A 19,584-nucleotide genomic window follows, 5' to 3' on the forward strand; every position below is an offset into this window, starting at 1 on the left:
GGCCGTCACACGGTCTCGCGTCCAGTCGCGGCCTCGCAGGAGCTGGTTCGGTCGGCGAAATGAACGGTCTTGTCCCAAGCGAAGGGTTGGCTGATGAGGCGCCAGGCCGCGTGGACGAAGGCCAGGCTCATCAGCGACCAGTAGGCTGGGGCTGAGACCATGTCTGTGATCGTGTAGTCCATCCCGGCCCGTCGACATCCGATCGCGGCATTGACCCACGAGGCGAGGGCTCCGATGCCGAGCACGCTGACAGCAAAGGCGGGCGTCTCGGGCGGCAGGTCTGCCGCCATGGCGATAAGCAGATTGGCCAGCAGCCACGCCAAGGATAGGGCATGGATCGCCGCCGACGCGATCGCTGTACCCAAGGTCATGGTGAGGGCGAGGAGTCCGCGCCAGCCAAGACCTCGAAGGTCGCGCGTGTGAACACCCCAGGTCTGCATGAAGCCCTTTAGCCATCGCGTGCGCTGAGGCAGCCAGTGCTGGAGGTCGCCGGGCGGCGGCTCAAATGTCGGTCGGGACAGCACGTCCAGCCGACCGCCGGCGCGCCAGAGGCGAAAGCCAAGGTCCGCGTCCTCGGTGACGTTGTGGCTGTCCCAGCCACCGATGGCGCGGAGGTGTTCGATCCGGAAGTGGTTGCTGGTGCCACCCAGAGGGAATGGGAGGCGGAGCCGAGCCAGTCCTGGCAGCGTGACCTCGAACAGCGAAGCATATTCGATGGCGAACTGTCGATCCAGAAACATGCTCTCCGTCACGACCGGCGAACGGATCCGCAGAGGGGCCTGGAGCGCCCACACGTCGCGCGAACCCTCGGCAGCGAAGGTTGCCGCGGCCTCGCGCAGTTGCAGAGGGTCGGGATCGTCTTCGGCGTCGTAGACCGTCAGCAACTCGCCGGTCGCTGTGGCCAGCCCGATGTTCAGCGCGCGCGGCTTGGTGCGAGGCGCTCCATCGGGCGCGACGATGACGCTCAGCCACGAAGGGAGTTGAAGCTTATCGATCGCTGCGCGGGTCTCGGGGTCGTCGGCTTCGAGGAGTAGAAAGCCTTCGAGGCGATCTGGCGGATAGTCGATCTGCGACAGCCGCTCGACAAGCTGAGCCGCGATTTCGGCTTCCTGGAACAGGGCGACGAGGATCGTGTACCGCGGCAAGTCTTTGGCTGGTGCCGGCCCGGGAGGTTGTCGCAGGCTGGCAGCCAGCAGGAGCGCGCGCCAGCCTGCAGCGACAAGGAACCCCGCTTGTAGCGAGAAGATCAACAGTGTCAGCGTAAGCGCGGCGTCATGCAGCCAGGCAGCACCAACAACGACCGCCAACGCCAAGACCGCGATGACCTGAGCCCGTGACGGAGCCAGCCGCGCGGCGTGCTCCCGAAACGCCCCGGGCGAGGGTTGACGCCCCTGATCCATGCCCTCCACATCAATTGGCTAGCGCGCCGTCGCACCGCTCGCAAGTTCTTGGCATTGCAGGACTGGGGGCGTTATGGACGCCTGTTCCGGCGCTCCGGCGTCCATTGCTCACAGGCGATTGCTTGCCCGTACCCCCATCCGTTCGTGACCTGCCGGTGAGATCCACGCGCAAGCCCAAGGGCGAGGGCCATGCGCGACGCGCCGAGATTCTCGCCGCCGCTGAGCGCATTTTCGTCGAGGTCGGCTACGAGGGTGCGACGATCCGCAAGATCGCCGATGAGGTCGGACTGTCCTCGACGGCTCTCTACATGCACTTCTCGGAGAAGAGCGAGATCCTGCACGAGATTTGCCGCGGTGCCTTTCAGACGCTGAAGGAGGCGAACGCCGCCGTCATCACGGCAGATGCGGCCCCTGAAGTCCGTCTCAGGCGGCTGATCGAGGCCTACGTCGACTTCGGCTTCGCCAATCCGAACGCCTATCGCCTGATCTATCTGACGCGACCCGCAGAGGCGCGCGAGGGGGCCGAGACAGTGGCCCAAGGGCTGGGGGCCGAGCTCTACCGATCCTTCGAAGCCGTCGTCGCGGCCGTCGACGCGGAGGGACGGTTGAACGGCGACGTCCGGGCCGTGGCGCAGGCGCTCTGGGCGGGTGCCCACGGGATCGTCTCCCTGATGATCACAAAGCCCTATTTCGACTGGGTCGATCGCGAGCTTCTGGTGAGCACGCAGTTCGACGCCCTGTTCCAGGGCTTTGTTCGGCGCTGATCGGAGCCCGGTTCAGGGCGCGTAGGGACGCGGCCCACCATGGCCCCGTGCGATATCCTGCGACGTCGTGAGCGGGGCCGAGCCGCCGTTCAGGCGAGCCTTATAGACCGCCATGTTTTCCATGACCCGCATCATGTAGTTGCGCGTCTCCGTGAAGGGGGCGCATTCGATGAAGTCGACGGGATCCACGCTGCCCGGTGAGCCGGCGCGCGGGTCGCCACAGCGTGCGACCCATTGGGGACCCCGAGCGGGACCGGCGTTGTAGCCCACCGTCGTCAGCAGCATCGATCCCTGGAACTGGGCCGTCAGTTCGCCGAGGTGATAGCTGCCCAGCACCATGTTGTAGTCCGGGTCCCACAGCCGTTCGGGCGAATACTCCATGCCCAGCCGACGCGCGACGCCGCGAGCCGTGGACGTCAGGAACTGCATCATTCCGCGGGCGTCGGCGCTCGAACGGGCTCGCGGATCGAAGCTGGATTCCTGGCGGGTGATGGCCAGGGTGAAGGCGAGGGGAGCGGCACCCTGCACTTCGGGCGGAATGCGGATCGGGTACTGGCGCTCCGGCATCAGGAAGCCGCGCTGGCTGGCGGCGCGCCCGACCATCATGGCCGCGAAGCCGTCACCGTAGCCGCGCGTCATGTCCATCAGCAGAGCCAGATCGGTGGCATCCGGCAGGACGTCGTCGGCCTGATAGGCGAAGACGCGATACAGGCTCATCTCGCCTGTTTCGCCCAGGATGCGGGCGGCGCGGACCAGTTCATGAGCCTCGAAGCGGGCGCGGTCGGCATCGGTGATGACCGGGTCCGTCGGCAGCGTCAGCGTGGTGACCCCGGCCTTCTCGGCGGCGAGCTGGCCGTAGAAGGTCTGGATGTGTCGGCCGCCCGCCGAATAGTAGTTCTGGGCCGAGGCGCGATCGCCCTGCGCCTCCGCGGCGCGGCCCAGCCAGTAGAGGGCGCGGCCCTGGGTGATGGGGGTCTGGGAGGATTGGCGCAGCGTCTCGAAATGTTGGGTGGCGCGGGCCGGATCGTTGAGCTTGGTGAGCGCCACCCAGCCGGCGAAGAACTCGGCGTCCACCTTGCGCTCGCCTGACGGGAAGCCGTGGCCGGCCATGGCGTCGTAGGCAGCGCGCCATTCGCGGCGTTCGAGGGCGTCGAGGAAGTAGTTGCGGCGTTCGGACCAGAGGCTGTTCTGGCCTTCCTGATGCGAGGGGGCGGGGGGCAGGGCGGCCAGGACCGAGAAACCCTCGGACTGGCGATTGGCGGCTCGCAGGATACGGGCGCGTTCGAAGGCGATGACGGGATCCAGCGCCTGGGATGGCGACAGGTTGGCGATCACGCCGTCGGCGCTGTAGGCCGTCCGGAGCGTCAGGGCGGCGTTGGCGATGACCCGGCGCTCGGGCGAGGCCAGGTCGACCATGGCGCGGGTGGCGGGACCGTGTGGCCCCAGCAGCAGCATGTTCAACCGGGCGTCGTGGTCGGCTTGCGTGAGCCACGCCCCCCACCGGCCAAGGATGCGGGTCTGGGCTGCAGCGTCGAAGCTGCGGGTGCGCCACCATTCGCCGATCAGAGCGCGCGCGTCGGCGGAACGGCCGCGCTGCTCATAGGCGTCGGCGAGGGCGATGGCGCCCTCGACCGTCACGGGGCGGCGCTCGCCGAAGAAGGCAAGCGCCGCGTCAGGGCCGACGGCGGCGCGGTCCAAAGCGCGTTCGCCGGCGGAGAGGCGGGCCTCCTCGCGCGGCCAGCCGTTCATGGCGCGGATGTCCTCGGACAGCTCGGCGTAGGAAAGTTGCTCGCCGGAGGTGTCGATCAGGGCCCACTCGACCAGCTTCCTGGCCGTCGGATCGCCGATCGACGCGACGGCGTTCCTCGTGCCGGCGACGTCGCGGGCGCGGGCGGCGGCCAGGCCCTGGCGGAACAGGGCCGTATCGGCGTCGTTCAGCACACGGGGCTGATAGCCCGCCGTCGGGACGATCGTGGCGGACTGCTGATAGGGCGTGCCCTGACGGTTCAGGTCCGCCGTCGTCTGGGGAAACGGCGAGAGCGCGGCGAGGAGGGCCGCAAGGCTGGTCGCTAGCATGAAGTGTCCGATCCCCATTCGTAACGGTTGCGGGCTTGACCCCGGCAACCTACCCTCTCGCGTTCTTCAAGCGGCGATCGCCGCCCATCCCCCACGCAAGGCCTGACTGTTCCAATGACCGCCCCCTTGTTCAAGGGCGTGATCACCGCCCTGATCACACCTCTTCGTGACGGAAACGTGGACGAGGCCGCGTTCGAAGCCTTGCTGGAACGCCAGATCGCGGCCGGGGTTCACGGCGTCGTGCCCATGGGGACGACCGGAGAGAGCGCCTCCCTGACACCCGACGAGCACCGCCGGGTGGTCGAACTGTGCGTCCGTGTCGCAGCCGGACGGGTGCGGGTGATCGCGGGATGTGGTGCGTCGGCGACGGACAAGGCCCTCGACCTGGTGCGCCACGCCAAGACCGTCGGGGCCGATGGGGCTCTGGTCGTCACGCCCTATTACAACCGGCCCTCGCAGGCGGGGCTGAAAGCCCACTTCGAGGCCATCGCCGGGGCCGTTCAGCTGCCTGTGCTGCTCTACAACGTGCCCGGACGGACGGGCGTGGATCTGGCGGACCAGACCGTCGCCGAACTGGCGGCGCATCCGAACATCGTCGGCATCAAGGACGCGACGGGCGACCTGGGCCGCGTCAGCTGGATGCGGGCCAACATCACGGGCCAGTTCGACCTGATCTCGGGCGATGACGCCAGCTTCCTGGGTTACGTGGCGCACGGCGGGGCGGGCGTGATCTCGGTGACGTCCAACGTCGCGCCCGAGGCGATGGTGGCCTTGTGGAACGCCATGCAGGCGGGCGATCTGGCGCTGGCGCGGTCGTGGCAGGACCGGTTGATCGGGCTGCATAGGGGTCTGTTCGTGGATTCGTCGCCGTCGCCGGCCAAGTATGCCCTGTCGAGGCTGGGCCTGTGCGGGGAAGAGGTGCGGCTGCCGCTGGTGCCGACGCGGGCCGAGGTCCGGCCCGTGATCGAGGCGGCGATGGCGGCGGCGGGGCTGTAATGGCGCCGCCGAAGGAAAAGACCCCGATCACCAAGGCCAAGACCATCGCCGAGAACCGGCGGGCCAAGTTCGACTACTTCCTGGAGGACAACCTCGAGGCCGGCATCATGCTGCTGGGCACCGAGATCAAGTCGCTGCGCATGGGCCGGGCCAACATCGCCGAGAGCTATGCGGCGGTGGAGGGGCGCGAGATCGTGCTGATCAACGCCGACATCCCGCCCTATGCCCAGGCCAACCGCTTCAACCACGAGCCGCGCCGGCCGAGGAAGCTGCTGCTGCACCGAAAGCAGATCGATAAGCTGATCGGGGCGGTGCAGAAGGACGGCCAGACGATCATCCCGATCCGGCTGTATCTGAACGACGACGGCAAGGCCAAGCTGGAGATCGCGCTCGCCAAGGGCAAGAAGCTGCACGACAAGCGCGAGGCCTCGGCCGACCGCGACTGGGCCCGGGACAAGGCCCGGCTGATGCGGGACAAGGGCTGATCCGACGAGGGCTGACCGGGCCGGACCTCAGCGGCCGAGATCGCGCTCAAAACCGCGTCTGAACCGTCTGAACTGTCTGAAAATCGGCGAACCGAAATGTCCGACTGATCCTTGTCGTCAGGATTTCAGACCTGAAATCGCATCTGAACCGTCTGAACAGTCTGAAATACACGTTTAACGGGTATGATGGCGGCAGGGTTCGCCTCACGGGGATGGACAATGTCAAAGACCGGGTTGGTCCCAGTCTAGGCGAGGCCTGCGTCAAATCTGGACGTATCGGTCCGAGGGCCGCGCGAATTTGTGGAGTCAGGGGGTTGGGTCCGCCGTGCTGCCGTCCTCGGCGTCGTCGGTCGGCGGGGCGTCGCGCAGGTCGCGGTACATGGAGGAGGACACCTCGCCACCCTGTTGATTGGCGGCCCGGGCGTTGAGTTCAGCCCCGTAGAACGCCTGAAGATAGGACCGGTCCCACGCGGTCAGGCCGCGTTGGACCTCCGGGGCGTCGAATAGGTTCAGCACGGTGTCGTAGCTGGAGGGGTCGGCCTCCGGGTCGATCTGGGCAAGCGCCACCATGCCGACGTAGTCACCGAGGCGACGGACATCGACACCGCGGGCGGCGGAAACATCGACAATGATGAAGACCTTGATCAGGTCGTTGCGCGTTGCGGTGCGCAGGCGGCCTTCGCCACGAATGACAGGGTATCTCTCATCGAGGGGCATTCGCACCGCAGGTCTGCCGTCCTCGCGACCAACGGGAAGGCTGACATGCCACCAGCGGACAGGCGCATCGGTCGACACGAACCGGTCAAGCGCCTCGCGGCTCCGCGCCGCGCCGCTGTAGAGTGGTCGAAAGGCGCGAGGCGCGCGATCAACGAGGCCTGCGGCCAGCGACGAACCGTCCTCGGTGCCGATGATCAGAACGTTGGCGCGGCAGCCGGGCTCGCCGACCTCCAGGCCCGCTTCCGCCGCGACGTTGGAGACCTGATCCACGATGGCCTGAGCGACCTCCGTGCGAAAGTTGATGGCCCCGACGCAGACCCGCCGATGCCAGCGCGCCGGACCCCGGTTGACCGGCGGGGCGACGATGTCGGCCACGAAGTCGTCGATGGCCTGATCCAGCCGCCTCCCGTCGACGACGACATCTTCGAGGACGGTAGACTCAGGGTCCTGGATGATGGGCGGCAGCTGCTGGTCCGCTCCGGCTTCCGGGCTGGAGGTCAGCAAAGCGAGCAGGGCGAGCGTCGGGATCAGCATGGGCAGGCCTCCGCGTCGGATCAGGCAGGGCGAACGCTATGCCCGCCGGCCACGACGGGCAACCCTCGGTGGTCAGGGTCTGTGGCAGCGCCTCGTCAGCGCTGCGCCCGCGAGGTCATCGATCCTACAGCTTTGCCAGCGGCCGGGCGTCGATGACGTCGGGAAGGCTCGGCGCCGACATCGGGCCGCCGTAGAGGCCGAGCGAAGGCCGAAAGAGGCCCTCCAGCGCCATGATGGCGAGCGTCAGGACCCCGGCGGTGATGAGAACAAGGAGCGCGATCCGGCGCTCGTGGGCGGTGAACAGAGACGGTTTCTTACGCATGGCAGCCCCTCCCGGCTGAACCCATCAAACGCAAGCGTGGCGGGCACGTTCCGCTTGAGTTCCTCTAGCATGAACCGCGTGTGATTCGTGTGTCCGGCGAACAACAGTGACGCGACGGGCGGGGTTAGCGGCCGTTCACCGTGAGGCGTCGATCAGGGCCTTGGCGCGCTGGAAGATGGCCTCGAGCATGACGGGCGTCAGGCGGCCGGTGTTCGTGTTCAGCCGGGAGCAGTGATAGCTGTTCAGCAGGGTGTAGGGGCCGACCGGGGCCTCCACGCCGTGGCCGGCCGGTGCGGCGGATGCGGGCAGGCCGAGCGCCTTCAGCACGTTCTTCCGCGAGATGTCGCCCAGGGTGACGATGACCTTGAGGCGGGGAAGCGACGTGAGCCGATCGATCAGGAAGGGGCGGCAGGTGGCCTCTTCGGCGGGCGTGGGCTTGTTCAGGGGCGGGGCGCAGCGGACGGCGTTGGTGATCATGCAGTCCACCAGCGTCAGGCCGTCGTCGGGGCGGGCGTCGTAGCGGCCGGTGGCGAAGCCGGTCTTGATGAGGGTGTCGTACAGGATCACGCCCGCGCCATCCCCCGTGAAGGGGCGGCCCGTGCGGTTGGCACCGGTGCGGCCAGGGGCCAGGCCGACGATGAGCAGCCGCGCGTCTGGATCGCCGAAGGAGGGGGCCGGGCCGTTCCACCAGTCGGGGTTCTGGGCCACGTTCTCGGCGCGATAGGCGACGAGGCGGGGACAGAGGGGACAGTCGCGGGGCGGTTCGGGGGTCATCTGAAACCTCCGCTCATTCCGGCGAAAGCCGGGACCCAGTTCTGTTGTGAGGCAGGGTGTCGGGGATCGGGAACGAGCCGGATCTTGCAAAGCCATCGCTCAAAGCAATGGGTCCCGGCTTTCGCCGGGATGAGCGGAAAGAGAAGGGTCACGCGCGCTCTCCACGGGGCCGGCCATAGTCGACCAGCAGGTCGGCCAGCTCCACGAAAGCATCGGCCTGGCGGCGCAGTTCGTCGGCGATCTGGGGCGGCTGGGACTTCATGGTGGAGACGACGGTGACGCGTACGCCTTTCGCCTGGACCGCCTGAACCAGCCGGCGGAAGTCGCCGTCGCCGGAGAAGAGGATGGCGTGGTCGATGCGGGGGGCGAGCTCCAGCATGTCGACGGCGATCTCGATGTCCATGTTGCCCTTCATCCGACTGTATCCCTGGGCGTCGGTGAAGCGCTTGACCGGTTTGGTCACGACCGAGAAGCCGTTGTAGCCCAGCCAGTCGACCAGGGGCCGGACGGCGGAGAACTCTTCGCCCTCGACCACGGCCGTGTAATAATAGGCCCGAACCAGGACGGCTTTCTCCCGGAACGCTTCGAGCATTCTTTTGAAGTCGAGGTCGGCGTTCAGGGCCTTGGTCGCCGAATGAAGATTGGCCCCGTCGATGAACAGGGCGAGGCGATCGGTCGGGTAAAGGGTCATGAGTATTCCGTCGGCTGAAATGGGCGTCCCGGTCTCCGTCGAAATGGACGATGACCTCGATCTGGACGCCGCCGTCTTCGTCGCGCTCGGCTGCAATGACAAGGGGGTGTGGGCGGACTGCGTCGAGGCGCTGGAGGCGGGGCTGGCGCGGTTCCGGGCGGAGGGGATCGATGTTGTGGCGCGGTCGTCTTGGTGGCGGTCGCAGGCCTGGCCCGATCCGAGCGATCCGCCGTTCCTGAATGGCGTGGCGCGGGTGCGGACAGCGCTCGACGCCCACGGGCTGATGGCGGCGCTGGGGCGGATCGAGGAGGCGATGGGGCGCCGGAGGGGGGCGAGGAACGCGCCGCGCACCTTGGATCTGGACCTGATCGCCTATGGGCGGGATACGGGAGACTGCGAGGGGCTGATCCTGCCCCATCCGCGGGCGGCGGAGCGGTTGTTCGTCATGGGTCCGCTGGCGGAGATCGCGCCGGAGTGGCGGCATCCTGTGCTCGGCGAGACGGCGGAGGCGCTGGCGAGGCTGGCCGAGGTTGGGACGGATGCGAGGCCGATCCCTCTTCCCCCTTCCCCTGGAGGGGGAAGGGCCGGGGATGGGGTGGAGGCACGACCTCGGGAGTAGAGCACGGTCACACAGAAGCCATTGGAGTCTCAGCGGCTCATTGGCCGCATCCTGCCTCCACCCCATCCCAACCCTTCCCCCTCGAGGGGAAGGGCTTTCTTTAGCCGCCCCAAAACCGCCCATTCCCCGCGCCACAGTGGCGTTGCACAAACGCCTCCCTATCTGTATGCAGCGCGGTTCTCCCCGCCTCGAAGGACTCCCATGGCTCGCGTCACCGTCGAAGACTGCATCGAGAAGGTCCCGAACCGCTTCGGCCTGGTTCTGCTGGCCGGCAACCGCGCCCGCGCCATCGCCAACGGCGCGCCGCTGACGCTCGATCGCGACAACGACAAGAACCCCGTCGTGGCGCTGCGCGAGATCGCCGAGGAAACGATCAAGCCGGACGACCTGACCGAGACGGTCGTGGTGGCGCTGCAGCGCGTCGACGAACGCACCGAGGCCGAGGACGAGGCCGAGGTCGCCGGCCTGCTGGCGGAACCGCAGCACATGAACATGGCCGAGGCCGAGCTGATCCGCGCGCTGCAGAGCGACCGCGACGGCGGACAGGAGGAGCGGTACTGACGGCAGAACCCGCCAACGGTATCACCATCCTCCCGGCGCGGGCCGGAAAGTCCCCGCCGCAAACGACCATTGCCAACGACATCGCGCCCGCCGCGCCTCCGGCCGCCGCTCCGGCCCCGGAGAAGCGCGCGCCGGTCCTGCGTCAGTTCGAGCTGATCGAGGCCGTCAAGGCCTATGATCCCACCGCCGACGAGGCCCTGCTGAACCGGGCCTATGTCTATGCGATGAAGATGCACGGCTCGCAGCTGCGGGCCTCGGGCGATCCCTATTTCGCCCATCCGATCCAGGTCGCGGGCATCCTGACCGACTATCGGCTGGACACCGCCACCATCGTCACCGCCCTGCTGCACGACGTGGTCGAGGACACCTCGGCGACGCGCGACGACATCGCCCGCATGTTCGGGGAAGAGGTCGCCGTCCTGGTCGAAGGCGTGACCAAGCTGAGCCGGCTGGAGCTCCAGGCCGAGCACACGCGCCAGGCCGAGAACCTGCGGAAGTTCATCCTGGCGATCAGCCGGGACGTGCGCGTGCTTCTGGTCAAGCTGGCCGACCGGCTGCACAACATGCGTACGCTCCAATACGTCAAGCCGGAGAAGCGCGAGCGCATCAGTCGCGAGACGCTGGAGGTCTATGCGCCGCTGGGCCGCTCCATCGGCATTCACCGGATCGCGTCGGAGCTGGAGGAGTTGGCCTTCGAGCACCTGAACCCGACGGCCCGCACCGCCATCGAGCGGCGGCTGGAAGCGCTGAAGCTCGAGCACGGCCGAGCCACGCACAAGGTCACGGCCGAGATCCAGCAGGTGCTGTCCGAGGCCGGGATCGAGGCGCGGGTCTATGGCCGGCAGAAGACGCCCTATTCGATCTGGAGGAAGCTGCAGCGCAAGTCGGTGGGCTTTTCCTCCCTGTCCGACATCTATGGCTTCCGCGTCCTGGTCGAGGCCGAGGACGACTGCTACCGCGCGCTCGGCGTCATCCACCGGGCCTGGCCGATGGTGCCCGAGCGGTTCAAGGACTTCATCTCCACGCCCAAGTCGAACAACTATCGCAGCCTGCACACGACGGTGGTGGGGCCGGGCGGCCTGCGCATCGAGATGCAGATTCGCACCCAGGCCATGGACCGCGTGGCCGAGGACGGGGTGGCGGCGCACTGGGCCTACAAGAACAAGGCCTATGGCTTTGACCAGGAGGCGATGGAGCGGGAAGGGGGCCGTGATCCGCTCCAGAACCTGCGCCACCTGGTGCAGGTGATCGAGCACGGCGAGGGCGGCGAGGACTGGGTCGAGCACGCCAAGCTCGAGATGTATCTGGATCAGGTGTTCGTCTTCACGCCCAAGGGGGCGCTGATCACCCTGCCTCAGGGGGGGATGCCGCTGGATTTCGCCTATGCCGTCCACACCGAGGTCGGCGACACGGCCGTGGGGGTGAAGATCAACGGCGAGCTGAAGCCCATGCGCACGCGGCTGCAGAACGGCGACGTGGTCGAGATCATCCGCGGCAAGAAGCGCGAGGCGCCGGCGGACTGGCGCAGCCTGACGGTGACGGGCCGCGCCCGCTCGGCGATCCGACGCCACATCCGACATGTGGAGCGCGACGAGTTCCTGAAGCTGGGGCGCACCACGCTGGAGGCGACACTGACGCGGGCGGGCAAGAGCCTGGCGGATGTAACGCTGAAGCCGGCGCTGGAGACCCTGGCCCTGGGGTCGGAGGACGACCTGTTCGACGCCATCGGGCGGGGGCGCCTGCCGGTCAACAAGGTGGCCGAGACCCTGTTCCCGGCGCTGAAAGGGACGCTGGCGACCGGCGAGGAACGAAAGAAGATCGCCGACGATCAGGCGCGGCTGTTCGTGCGGGGCGGGGGGCTGACGCCCGGCGTCTCGATCCACTTTGGCGAATGCTGCACGCCGGTGCCGGGCGACCGCATCGTCGGCATCCTGGAGCCCGAGAAGGGCCTGACCGTGCACGTCATCGACTGCCAGCGCCTGGCCGACTTCGCCGACGACGACAGCGTCTGGAACGACCTGCAATGGACGCCCGAGGCCGAGAAGGGCACCGTCGGCATGGCGCGGTTCCGCGCCACCATCAAGAACGCGCCGGGCGTGCTGGGGCAGGTGGCGACGGTCATCGGCGAGGCGGGCGGCAACATCCTGAACCTGAAGATGGCCCACCGGCAGCAGGACTTCTTCGACGTCGACCTGGACGTGGAAGTGTCGGACGCCAAGCACGCGACGACGTTGATGGCGGCGCTGAGGGCCAATCCGTCGGTGGATACGGTGGAGCGGTCGCGGGGATAAGACTGTGCGCTTCTCGCAGCAAAGCTGTTGACGAGAACAAATCCGCAACATAGAACATTCCAGGAACACGTAATCTGGGGATAAGCCGATGTCGAGGGTGGTTCGGGAGACGCTGTCGCTTGCGTCGTGCGGCGGCTTTGTCTGGATGGTGTGGCAGGTCGCCCTGCTGGCGCGATGAGTCGCGCTTGAACTCCCTTCCCCTGGAGGGGGAAGGGCCGGGGATGGGGTGGAGGCACGGCATTCGAATGAGGCACGGTCACACCGAACCAAGACATCGGAGTCACCGTGTCCGATCTCGGGCGGGGCGCCTCCACCCCATCCCAACCCTTCCCCCTCGAGGGGAAGGGCTAGAGCGCGCGGAGCCATCGCGTCGCAGCCGGGAAGGTCTGCTAGAGTCGAGCAGGGTAGGTCATGCCTGATCTATCCCACGGTTTCGTCCATCTCCGGGTCCGCTCGGCCTATTCGCTGCTGGAAGGCGCGATCAAGGCGGGGAAGGTGGGCAAGCTGGCGGCCGACAACGGCATGCCGGCGGTGGGCGTGGCCGACCGGGCCAATCTCTTTGGGGCGTTGGAGTTCTCCGAGGCCGCCAAGGGGGCGGGGGTGCAGCCGCTGATCGGATGCGCGCTGCCGGTGACGGGCATCGGCGGCAGGCGGGCCGAGCGCTGGGCCAAGGTCCCGACGATCGTCCTCATCTGCCAGTCCGAGATCGGCTGGCGCAATCTGTCAGCCCTGTCGTCGATGGCCTATCTGGATGCGGCCAAGGACGACGCCGTGGAGGGTGAGCCGTGCGTGGCCTGGAGCGAAGTCGCGGAGCGGTCCGAAGGCCTGATCCTGCTGTCCGGCGGGCCCGACGGGCCGGTCGATCCCCTGTTCGTCCAGTCCAAGGGGCGGGACGCAGAGGTGGCGCTGGCGGAGATGGCGCGGGTGTTCGGCGACCGCTTCTATGTCGAGCTGCAACGCCACGGCCTGGCCGATGAGGCGACCGCCGAGCGGGGGCTGGTCGAATGGGCCTATGCCCATGACGCGGCCGTGGTCGCCACCAACGACGTCCACTACGCCAGGCGCGAGCAGGCGAAGAGCCACGACGCGCTCCTGTGCATCGCCGACGGGGCCTTCATCGGTCAGGAGGAACGCCGGCGGATCACCGACCAACACTACTTCCGCACGGCGGAGGAGATGCGGACCCTGTTCGCCGACCTGCCCGAGGCCTGCGACAACACGATCGAGATCGCCCGGCGCTGCGCCTTCCTGGTCAAGACCCACGCGCCGATCCTGCCGCGCTTCGACACCGGCGCGGGCCGCACCGAGCCCGAGGAACTGGCGCACCAGGCGCGCGAGGGGCTGAAGGAGCGGCTGAAGCGGGTCACCCCCGCCGCGCCCGAGGAGGAGTACTGGAAGCGTCTGGACTGGGAGGTCCAGATCATCACCCAGATGGGGTTCCCCGGCTACTTCCTGATCGTGTCGGACTTCATCAAATGGGCCAAGGCGCACGCCATTCCGGTGGGGCCGGGGCGGGGGTCCGGCGCGGGGTCTCTGGTCGCCTGGGCGCTGACCATCACGGATCTGGACCCCTTGCGGTTCGGCCTGCTGTTCGAGCGGTTCCTGAACCCCGAGCGGGTCTCCATGCCCGACTTCGACATCGACTTCTGCCAGGAGCGGCGGGAAGAGGTGATCGGCTATGTCCAGGAGCGGTACGGCCGCGACCGGGTGGCCCAGATCATCACATTCGGCACTTTACAGGCGCGCGCGGTGCTGAGGGACGTGGGCCGCGTGCTGCAGATGCCGCTGGGCCAGGTCGACCGCCTGGCCAAGATGGTGCCGAACAACCCGGCCAACCCGACGACTCTGGCCCAGGCCATCGAGATCGAGCCGCGCCTGAAGGAGGCCCGCGACGCCGAAGCCTCGGTGCGGACGCTGCTGGAGACGGCGCTGGAGCTGGAGGGACTGTATCGCAACGCCTCGACCCACGCGGCCGGCATCGTCATCGGCGACCGGCCCCTGGTGGAGCTGACGCCGCTCTATCAGGACCCGCGCTCGGACATTCCGGCCACCCAGTTCAACATGAAGTGGGTCGAGCCGGCCGGCCTGGTGAAGTTCGACTTCCTGGGACTGAAGACGCTGACGGTGCTGGACCGGGCGCACGGCTATCTGTCGCGGCGGGGCGCGGCGGTCGATTTCAACCTGTTGGCGCTGGATGACACGCGCACCTATGAGCTGATGGCGTCGGGCCAGACGGTCGGGGTGTTCCAGCTGGAATCCCAGGGCATGCGCGACACCCTGAGGAAGATGCGCTGCGGCTCCATCGAGGAGATCACGGCGCTGATCTCGCTGTATCGGCCCGGGCCGATGGAGATGATCGACACCTACATCGACCGCAAGTTCGGCCGGGCCGAGGTCGACTATCTCCACCCCAGCCTGACCGAGGTCCTGACCGAGACCTATGGGGTCATCATCTACCAGGAGCAGGTGATGAAGATCGCCCAGGTTCTGGCGGGCTATTCCCTGGGCGAGGCCGACCTGCTGCGTCGCGCCATGGGCAAGAAGAAGAAGGAGGAGATGGACGTCCAGCGGGCGCGCTTCATCAAGGGCGCGGCCGAGAAGGGCGTGTCGGAACAGCAGTCCGGCGGCATCTTCGACCTGGTGGCCAAGTTCGCGGGATACGGTTTCAACAAGTCCCACGCGGCGGCCTATGCCCTGATCAGCTATCAGACGGGCTGGCTGAAGGCGAACCATCCGGTGGAGTTCTTCGCCGCCTCGATGTCGCTGGATCTGTCCAACACCGATAAGCTGGCGGTCTTCTATCAGGATGCAAGGAAGTTCGGCGTGCCGGTGCGGGCCCCGGACGTGAACACCTCATCGGCCGACTTCGACGTGAGCTGGGAGGGCGAGACCGGCGCGGTGCTCTACGCGCTGGGCGCCATCCGCAACGTCGGGCTGGAGGCCATGAAGCATGTGGTCGAGGTGCGCGAGCAGGGCGGGCGGTTCGCCGACATCTTCGACTTCCTGGAGCGGGTCGATCCGCGCGCGGTGAACAAGCGGGCGCTGGAGGGGTTGGCCAAGGCCGGCGCCTTCGACAGCATCCACCCGAACCGGCGCCAGCTGTTCGAACAGGCCGACGTCTTGATGGCCTATTGCCAGAGCGTGGCGGCCGAGCGGGCGTCGTCGCAGGTGTCGCTGTTCGGGGCGGATCAAGCGAGCGCGGCGCGGCCGCGGCTGAAGCCGGTCGAGCCCTGGGTGGGGCCGGAGCGGCTGGACCACGAGCTGTCGGCGGTGGGCTTCTATCTGTCCGGCCACCCGCTGGAGGACATGGAAGGCGCGCTGCGGAGGAAGCGCGTGACTTTCGTCGCCGAGGCGGTGCAGCGGGCCGAACAGGGCCACGACGCCTTCCAGATGGCGGGCGTCCTGCGGCGGCGTCAGGAGCGGGCCAGCGCCAAGACCGGCGAGAAGTTCGCCTTCTGCGCCTTCTCCGACCCGACGGGGGAGTTCGAATGCCTGGTCGGGGCTGAGCTGCTGCGCGCCAGCCGCGACCTGCTGGAGGTGGGGGCTGCGTTGATGGTGCGGGTCCGGGCCAAGGCGGCGGACGGCGAGGTCCGCTTCTTCGCCGACGAGATCAGGCGGCTGGACACGGTGGTGGACGACGCGGTCGCGGGCCTGCGAGTGCATGTGTCCTCGCGCGGCACGGACGCGGCGGCGCTCCAGGCGCGGCTGTCACGGGCGGAGGCGAAAGGGAAGGGCGGGGAGATCACCCTAGTCGCGTCGCTGGACGGGCGGCGCGAGATCGAACTGAGGCTGCCGGGGCGCTATCGGCTGGATGGGGCGCTGCGGGGCGCGCTGAAGTCCGCGCCGGGGGTGCTGATGCTGGAGGATGCGTGAGCAGCGATGATCAGCGCTTCCTGCCTCCGGAGTATGAGCCGCCAGTATGGGTCTGGTGGCTAGCCGGATTACTGGCCTTGGCAGGGCCAGTCTTGCTCCAACCTATTTGGCCTGGAGGTTGGTTTTTCGGCGGACTGACCCCCACCGTATTTATCGTGGGCCTTTTTGCTGCGGCACCATCCGAGTTCTATCCGAACGATGAAATGCGCATGCCGCCGCGCCGCTCGATCCGAAGGCGGGGGCCATCCGACTGGGAGGCAGCGTGGAAACGCGCTTTCCTGGCTGCCGGCGTTTGCCTCATGCTGGCAATCATCGACGACTGGATCCAGATGGGCTTCGGTACGCTGTTCTAGCGTCGCTTGCCTTTTCCGCCTTCTCCGTCTATCTGCCCCGCGCACTTCACACGCGTGGCGTGGCGCGTCGGGGGAGACATCCCGGGCGCTCCGTTCCGAGGGACCCAGGTCCTTTAAGCGCCCGCGGCGGATCAATCGGATAAAGGACTGACACAGATGGCTCTGCCTGAATTCTCCATGCGCACCCTGCTCGAAGCCGGCGCGCACTTCGGCCACCAGACGCACCGCTGGAACCCGAAGATGGAGCGCTACATCTTCGGATCGCGCTCGAACATCCACATCATCGACCTGTCGCAGACCATGCCGCTGCTGCACCAGGCCCTGGTCGCCGTGCGCGAGGTCGCCGCCAAGGGCGGTCGCGTGCTGTTCGTCGGCACCAAGCGCCAGGCCGCCGAGCCGGTCGCCGAGGCCGCCAAGCGCTGCGCCCAGTACTATATGAACAACCGCTGGCTGGGCGGCACGCTCACCAACTGGAAGACCGTGTCGGGCTCGATCGCCCGCCTGCGCGAGCTGGAAGGCATTCTGGAGCGCGGTGGCGAAGGCCGGGTCAAGAAGGAACTGGTCAACCTGGCGCGCGAGAAGGACAAGCTGGAGCTGTCGCTCGGCGGCATCCGGGACATGGGCTCGATCCCGGACATCATGTTCGTGATTGACACCAACAAGGAAGCGATCGCGATCCAGGAAGCCCGCAAGCTGAACATCCCGATCATCGCCATCCTGGACACCAACTGCGATCCGGACGGCATCACCTATCCGATCCCGGGCAACGATGACGCCGCCCGCGCCATCCAGACCTACTGCGATCTGATCGCCGACGCGGTGCTGGACGGCCTGGCCGCCGGCGCCTCGGCGCAGGGCATCGACCTGGGCGCCTCGGTGAACCCGGAAGAGCCGATGCTGCGCGAGGCTTCGGCCCCGGTCGCCGCCGACGCCGCTCCGGAAGGCGCGGAAGCCGTGGCCGAAGAGATGCTGGCCGCCTCGGGCGAAGAGGCTCCGGCCGCTTCGGAAGAGGCCCCGGCCGCCGAAGAAGCGACCAACGCCTGATCGGATCGGTCCGGCGAACCGGACCGTCCGCAAACTGACATGCGGCCGGGGTAACTCCCCGGCCGTTCCCGCATACGACACCAGGAGAGCCGATATGGCCGAGATCACCGCCGCCCTCGTCATGGAACTGCGCGCCAAGTCCGGCGTGGGCATGATGGACTGCAAGAAGGCGCTGCAGGAAACCAACGGCGACATCAACGCCGCCATCGACTGGCTGCGCGCCAAGGGCCTGTCCAAGGCCGCCAAGAAGGCCGACCGCGTCGCCGCGGAAGGGTTGGTCGCCGTGGCCTCCAAAGAAGACGGCAAGGGCGAAGTCGGCGCCGCCATCGAGTTCAACGCCGAAACGGACTTCGTGGCCCGTAACGAGCTGTTCCAGAACGCGGCCAAGCAGTTCGCCCAGCTGGGTCTGGATCACCACTCCATCGAGGCCCTGCACGGCGCCGAGCTGGAGAACGGCAAGACCGTCCAGGACGAAGTGACCCAGATGATCGCCACGATCGGCGAGAACATGCAGCTGCGCCGTGCCGCCCGCCTGTCGGTCGATGAGGGCGTGGTCGCCTCCTACGTCCACAACGCCGTGTCGCCGGGCGTCGGCCGCATCGGCGTGCTGGTCGCCCTGCACGGCGGCGGCGACAAGGCCGCCCTGCGCGAGCTCGGGCGCAAGATCGCCATGCACGTGGCGGCGACCGCGCCGCTGTCGCTGAACACCGACGATCTGGACCCGGCCGCGGTCGAGAAGGAGCGTCAGGTCCTGACCGAGAAGGCCAAGGAAGAAGGCCGTCCGGAAAACATGATCGCCAAGATCGTGGAAGGCCAGATCAACAAGTTCCAGAAGGACGTGGTGCTGACCAAGCAGCCGTTCGTCATGAACCCCGACGTGACCATCGAGCAGCTGGTCGCCGACACGGGCAAGGAACTGGGCGCGCCCGGCCTGCACCTGGCCGGCTTCGTCCGCCTGGCGCTGGGCGAGGGCGTGGAGAAGGTCGAAGGGCCGGACTTCGCCTCGGAAGTCGCCTCGATGATGCAGCCGCAAGCCTGAAACACGGCTTGACGTGAGACCTGGGGCGCGGTCGGCTTGGACGCCGGTCGCGCCCTTCGTCTATGATGACCCGCCCGATTCCCGACGAACCGAGACGACCGATGACCGACGCCCCCACGCCTGCGCGCTATTCCAAGGTGCTGCTGAAGGTCTCGGGCGAGGTCCTGATGGGCGATCAGGGCTATGGCATCGACATGAATACGGTCGACACCGTGGCCGCCGCGATCGCGCGGGTGGTGCAGAGCGGCGTGCAGGTCTGTCTGGTGATCGGCGGCGGCAACATCTTTCGCGGTCTGTCGACGGCGGCGGCGGGGATGGAGCGGGCCAGCGCCGACTACATGGGCATGCTGGCGACCGTGATGAATGCCCTCGCGATGCAGAACGCGCTGGAGAAGATCGGCGTCGACACCCGGGTGCAGAGCGCCATCCCCATGGCCGCGATCGCCGAGCCCTATATCCGCAGGCGGGCCGTGCGCCATCTGGAGAAGGGCCGCGTGGTGATCTTTGCCGCCGGGACCGGCAACCCCTATTTCACGACCGACACGGCGGCGGCCCTGCGCGCGGCCGAGATGGGCTGCGACGCCCTGCTGAAGGGCACATCGGTCGACGGCGTCTATTCGGCCGATCCGAAGAAGGACAGGGCGGCGACGCGCTATGACACCCTGACCTATCAGGACGTGTTGAGCCGCGACCTGCGGGTGATGGACGCCTCGGCCATCGCCTTGATGCGCGAAAGTAAGATCCCGATCGTGGTCTTTTCGATCCGCGAGGAAGACAGTCTGCGCAAGGTGCTGAACGGCGAAGGGACTTTCACCGTCATCGGCGATGCGCCCAAGGCCACGGCCTGATACAGCCATAAGAAACGTACGGAGACTGACCCCATGGCCAAGCCCGATCTCAAGACCTACCGCGACCGCATGGACAAGGCGGTTGGCGCGCTGAAGGAAGAGTTTGCCGGTCTGCGGACTGGCCGGGCCAACGCAGGCCTGCTGGAGCCCGTGCGGGTCGAGGCCTACGGCTCGACCTCGCCGTTGACGGTGGTGGC

Annotated in this window: 18 protein-coding genes; 12 read left to right on the forward strand and 6 right to left on the reverse strand. The window is 67.6% G+C overall.

The genetic code is table 11. From position 1 onward, the window contains the following. Positions 1 to 5: 5 nt before the first annotated feature. Complete coding sequence (locus IP78_RS04105) at positions 6 to 1,313, reverse strand: glycosyltransferase family 2 protein (protein WP_231680916.1); 1,308 nt, start codon at positions 1,311 to 1,313, stop codon at positions 6 to 8. Between the two features lie 242 nt (positions 1,314 to 1,555). Here IP78_RS04105 and IP78_RS04110 point away from each other — a divergent pair, with 242 nt between their 5' ends. Then, positions 1,556 to 2,164 (forward strand): TetR/AcrR family transcriptional regulator, encoded by a 609-nt coding sequence (locus IP78_RS04110; RefSeq protein ID WP_231680917.1) that lies wholly within the window; start codon positions 1,556 to 1,558, stop codon positions 2,162 to 2,164. A gap of 12 nt (positions 2,165 to 2,176) precedes the next feature. Here IP78_RS04110 and IP78_RS04115 read toward each other — a convergent pair whose 3' ends face one another. Further along, positions 2,177 to 4,240, reverse strand: a complete 2,064-nt coding sequence (locus IP78_RS04115; RefSeq protein WP_197272365.1) for a lytic transglycosylase domain-containing protein — start codon at positions 4,238 to 4,240, stop codon at positions 2,177 to 2,179. Between the two features lie 114 nt (positions 4,241 to 4,354). Here IP78_RS04115 and dapA point away from each other — a divergent pair, with 114 nt between their 5' ends. After that, the gene (gene dapA / locus IP78_RS04120; RefSeq protein ID WP_054110444.1) at positions 4,355 to 5,236 is read left to right on the forward strand and encodes a 4-hydroxy-tetrahydrodipicolinate synthase; all 882 of its coding nucleotides are present in this window, start codon (positions 4,355 to 4,357) and stop codon (positions 5,234 to 5,236) included. Then, positions 5,236 to 5,721 carry an SsrA-binding protein SmpB gene (gene smpB, locus IP78_RS04125; RefSeq protein WP_054110445.1) on the forward strand — a complete coding sequence of 162 codons (486 nt, stop codon included), beginning with the start codon at positions 5,236 to 5,238 and terminating at the stop codon, positions 5,719 to 5,721. Before dapA ends, smpB begins: the two co-directional genes overlap by 1 nt. Positions 5,722 to 6,027: 306 nt before the next feature. Here smpB and IP78_RS04130 read toward each other — a convergent pair whose 3' ends face one another. The 4 genes from IP78_RS04130 to IP78_RS04145 form a co-directional block, all read right to left on the reverse strand. After that, positions 6,028 to 6,972: a hypothetical protein gene (locus IP78_RS04130; RefSeq protein WP_054110446.1), complete on the reverse strand. Its 945-nt coding sequence runs from the start codon at positions 6,970 to 6,972 to the stop codon at positions 6,028 to 6,030. Between the two features lie 124 nt (positions 6,973 to 7,096). Continuing rightward, positions 7,097 to 7,294: a hypothetical protein gene (locus tag IP78_RS04135; protein ID WP_054110447.1), complete on the reverse strand. Its 198-nt coding sequence runs from the start codon at positions 7,292 to 7,294 to the stop codon at positions 7,097 to 7,099. Between the two features lie 135 nt (positions 7,295 to 7,429). Further along, positions 7,430 to 8,068, reverse strand: a complete 639-nt coding sequence (locus IP78_RS04140; RefSeq protein WP_054110448.1) for a uracil-DNA glycosylase — start codon at positions 8,066 to 8,068, stop codon at positions 7,430 to 7,432. 148 nt (positions 8,069 to 8,216) lie between these two features. Then, positions 8,217 to 8,759 carry an NYN domain-containing protein gene (locus IP78_RS04145; protein WP_054110449.1) on the reverse strand — a complete coding sequence of 181 codons (543 nt, stop codon included), beginning with the start codon at positions 8,757 to 8,759 and terminating at the stop codon, positions 8,217 to 8,219. Between IP78_RS04145 and folK the strand changes: the two genes are divergently transcribed. The 9 genes from folK to IP78_RS04185 all read left to right on the forward strand — a co-directional run. Beyond that, the gene (gene folK / locus IP78_RS04150) at positions 8,758 to 9,378 is read left to right on the forward strand and encodes a 2-amino-4-hydroxy-6-hydroxymethyldihydropteridine diphosphokinase (protein WP_231680918.1); all 621 of its coding nucleotides are present in this window, start codon (positions 8,758 to 8,760) and stop codon (positions 9,376 to 9,378) included. The two genes, IP78_RS04145 and folK, sit on opposite strands and share 2 nt — an antisense overlap. Positions 9,379 to 9,579: 201 nt before the next feature. Continuing rightward, positions 9,580 to 9,939, forward strand: a complete 360-nt coding sequence (gene rpoZ, locus IP78_RS04155; RefSeq protein ID WP_054110450.1) for a DNA-directed RNA polymerase subunit omega — start codon at positions 9,580 to 9,582, stop codon at positions 9,937 to 9,939. Positions 9,940 to 10,163: 224 nt separating this feature from the next. After that, positions 10,164 to 12,230, forward strand: a complete 2,067-nt coding sequence (locus tag IP78_RS04160; protein WP_231680919.1) for a bifunctional (p)ppGpp synthetase/guanosine-3',5'-bis(diphosphate) 3'-pyrophosphohydrolase — start codon at positions 10,164 to 10,166, stop codon at positions 12,228 to 12,230. 411 nt (positions 12,231 to 12,641) lie between these two features. After that, on the forward strand, positions 12,642 to 16,103 hold the full coding sequence (dnaE, locus tag IP78_RS04165) for a DNA polymerase III subunit alpha (protein WP_054110452.1): 3,462 nt from the start codon (positions 12,642 to 12,644) through the stop codon (positions 16,101 to 16,103). Further along, a complete protein-coding gene (locus tag IP78_RS15230; RefSeq protein WP_156320273.1) occupies positions 16,100 to 16,456 on the forward strand; it encodes a hypothetical protein in 357 nt (118 codons plus the stop codon). The genes dnaE and IP78_RS15230 overlap by 4 nt, the downstream gene beginning before the upstream one ends. A gap of 156 nt (positions 16,457 to 16,612) precedes the next feature. Next, positions 16,613 to 17,500, forward strand: a complete 888-nt coding sequence (gene rpsB, locus IP78_RS04170) for a 30S ribosomal protein S2 (RefSeq protein WP_054110453.1) — start codon at positions 16,613 to 16,615, stop codon at positions 17,498 to 17,500. A 94-nt stretch (positions 17,501 to 17,594) separates the two neighbouring features. Next, positions 17,595 to 18,539: a translation elongation factor Ts gene (gene tsf / locus IP78_RS04175; RefSeq protein WP_054110454.1), complete on the forward strand. Its 945-nt coding sequence runs from the start codon at positions 17,595 to 17,597 to the stop codon at positions 18,537 to 18,539. Positions 18,540 to 18,640: 101 nt separating this feature from the next. Beyond that, the gene (gene pyrH / locus IP78_RS04180) at positions 18,641 to 19,387 is read left to right on the forward strand and encodes a UMP kinase (protein ID WP_054110455.1); all 747 of its coding nucleotides are present in this window, start codon (positions 18,641 to 18,643) and stop codon (positions 19,385 to 19,387) included. Positions 19,388 to 19,420: 33 nt separating this feature from the next. Beyond that, a partial coding sequence (locus IP78_RS04185) for a ribosome recycling factor (protein WP_156320274.1) occupies positions 19,421 to 19,584 on the forward strand: 164 nt, incomplete at its 3' end.

It is taken from the genome of Brevundimonas sp. AAP58, from assembly GCF_001295975.1.
GTDB lineage: Bacteria > Pseudomonadota > Alphaproteobacteria > Caulobacterales > Caulobacteraceae > Brevundimonas.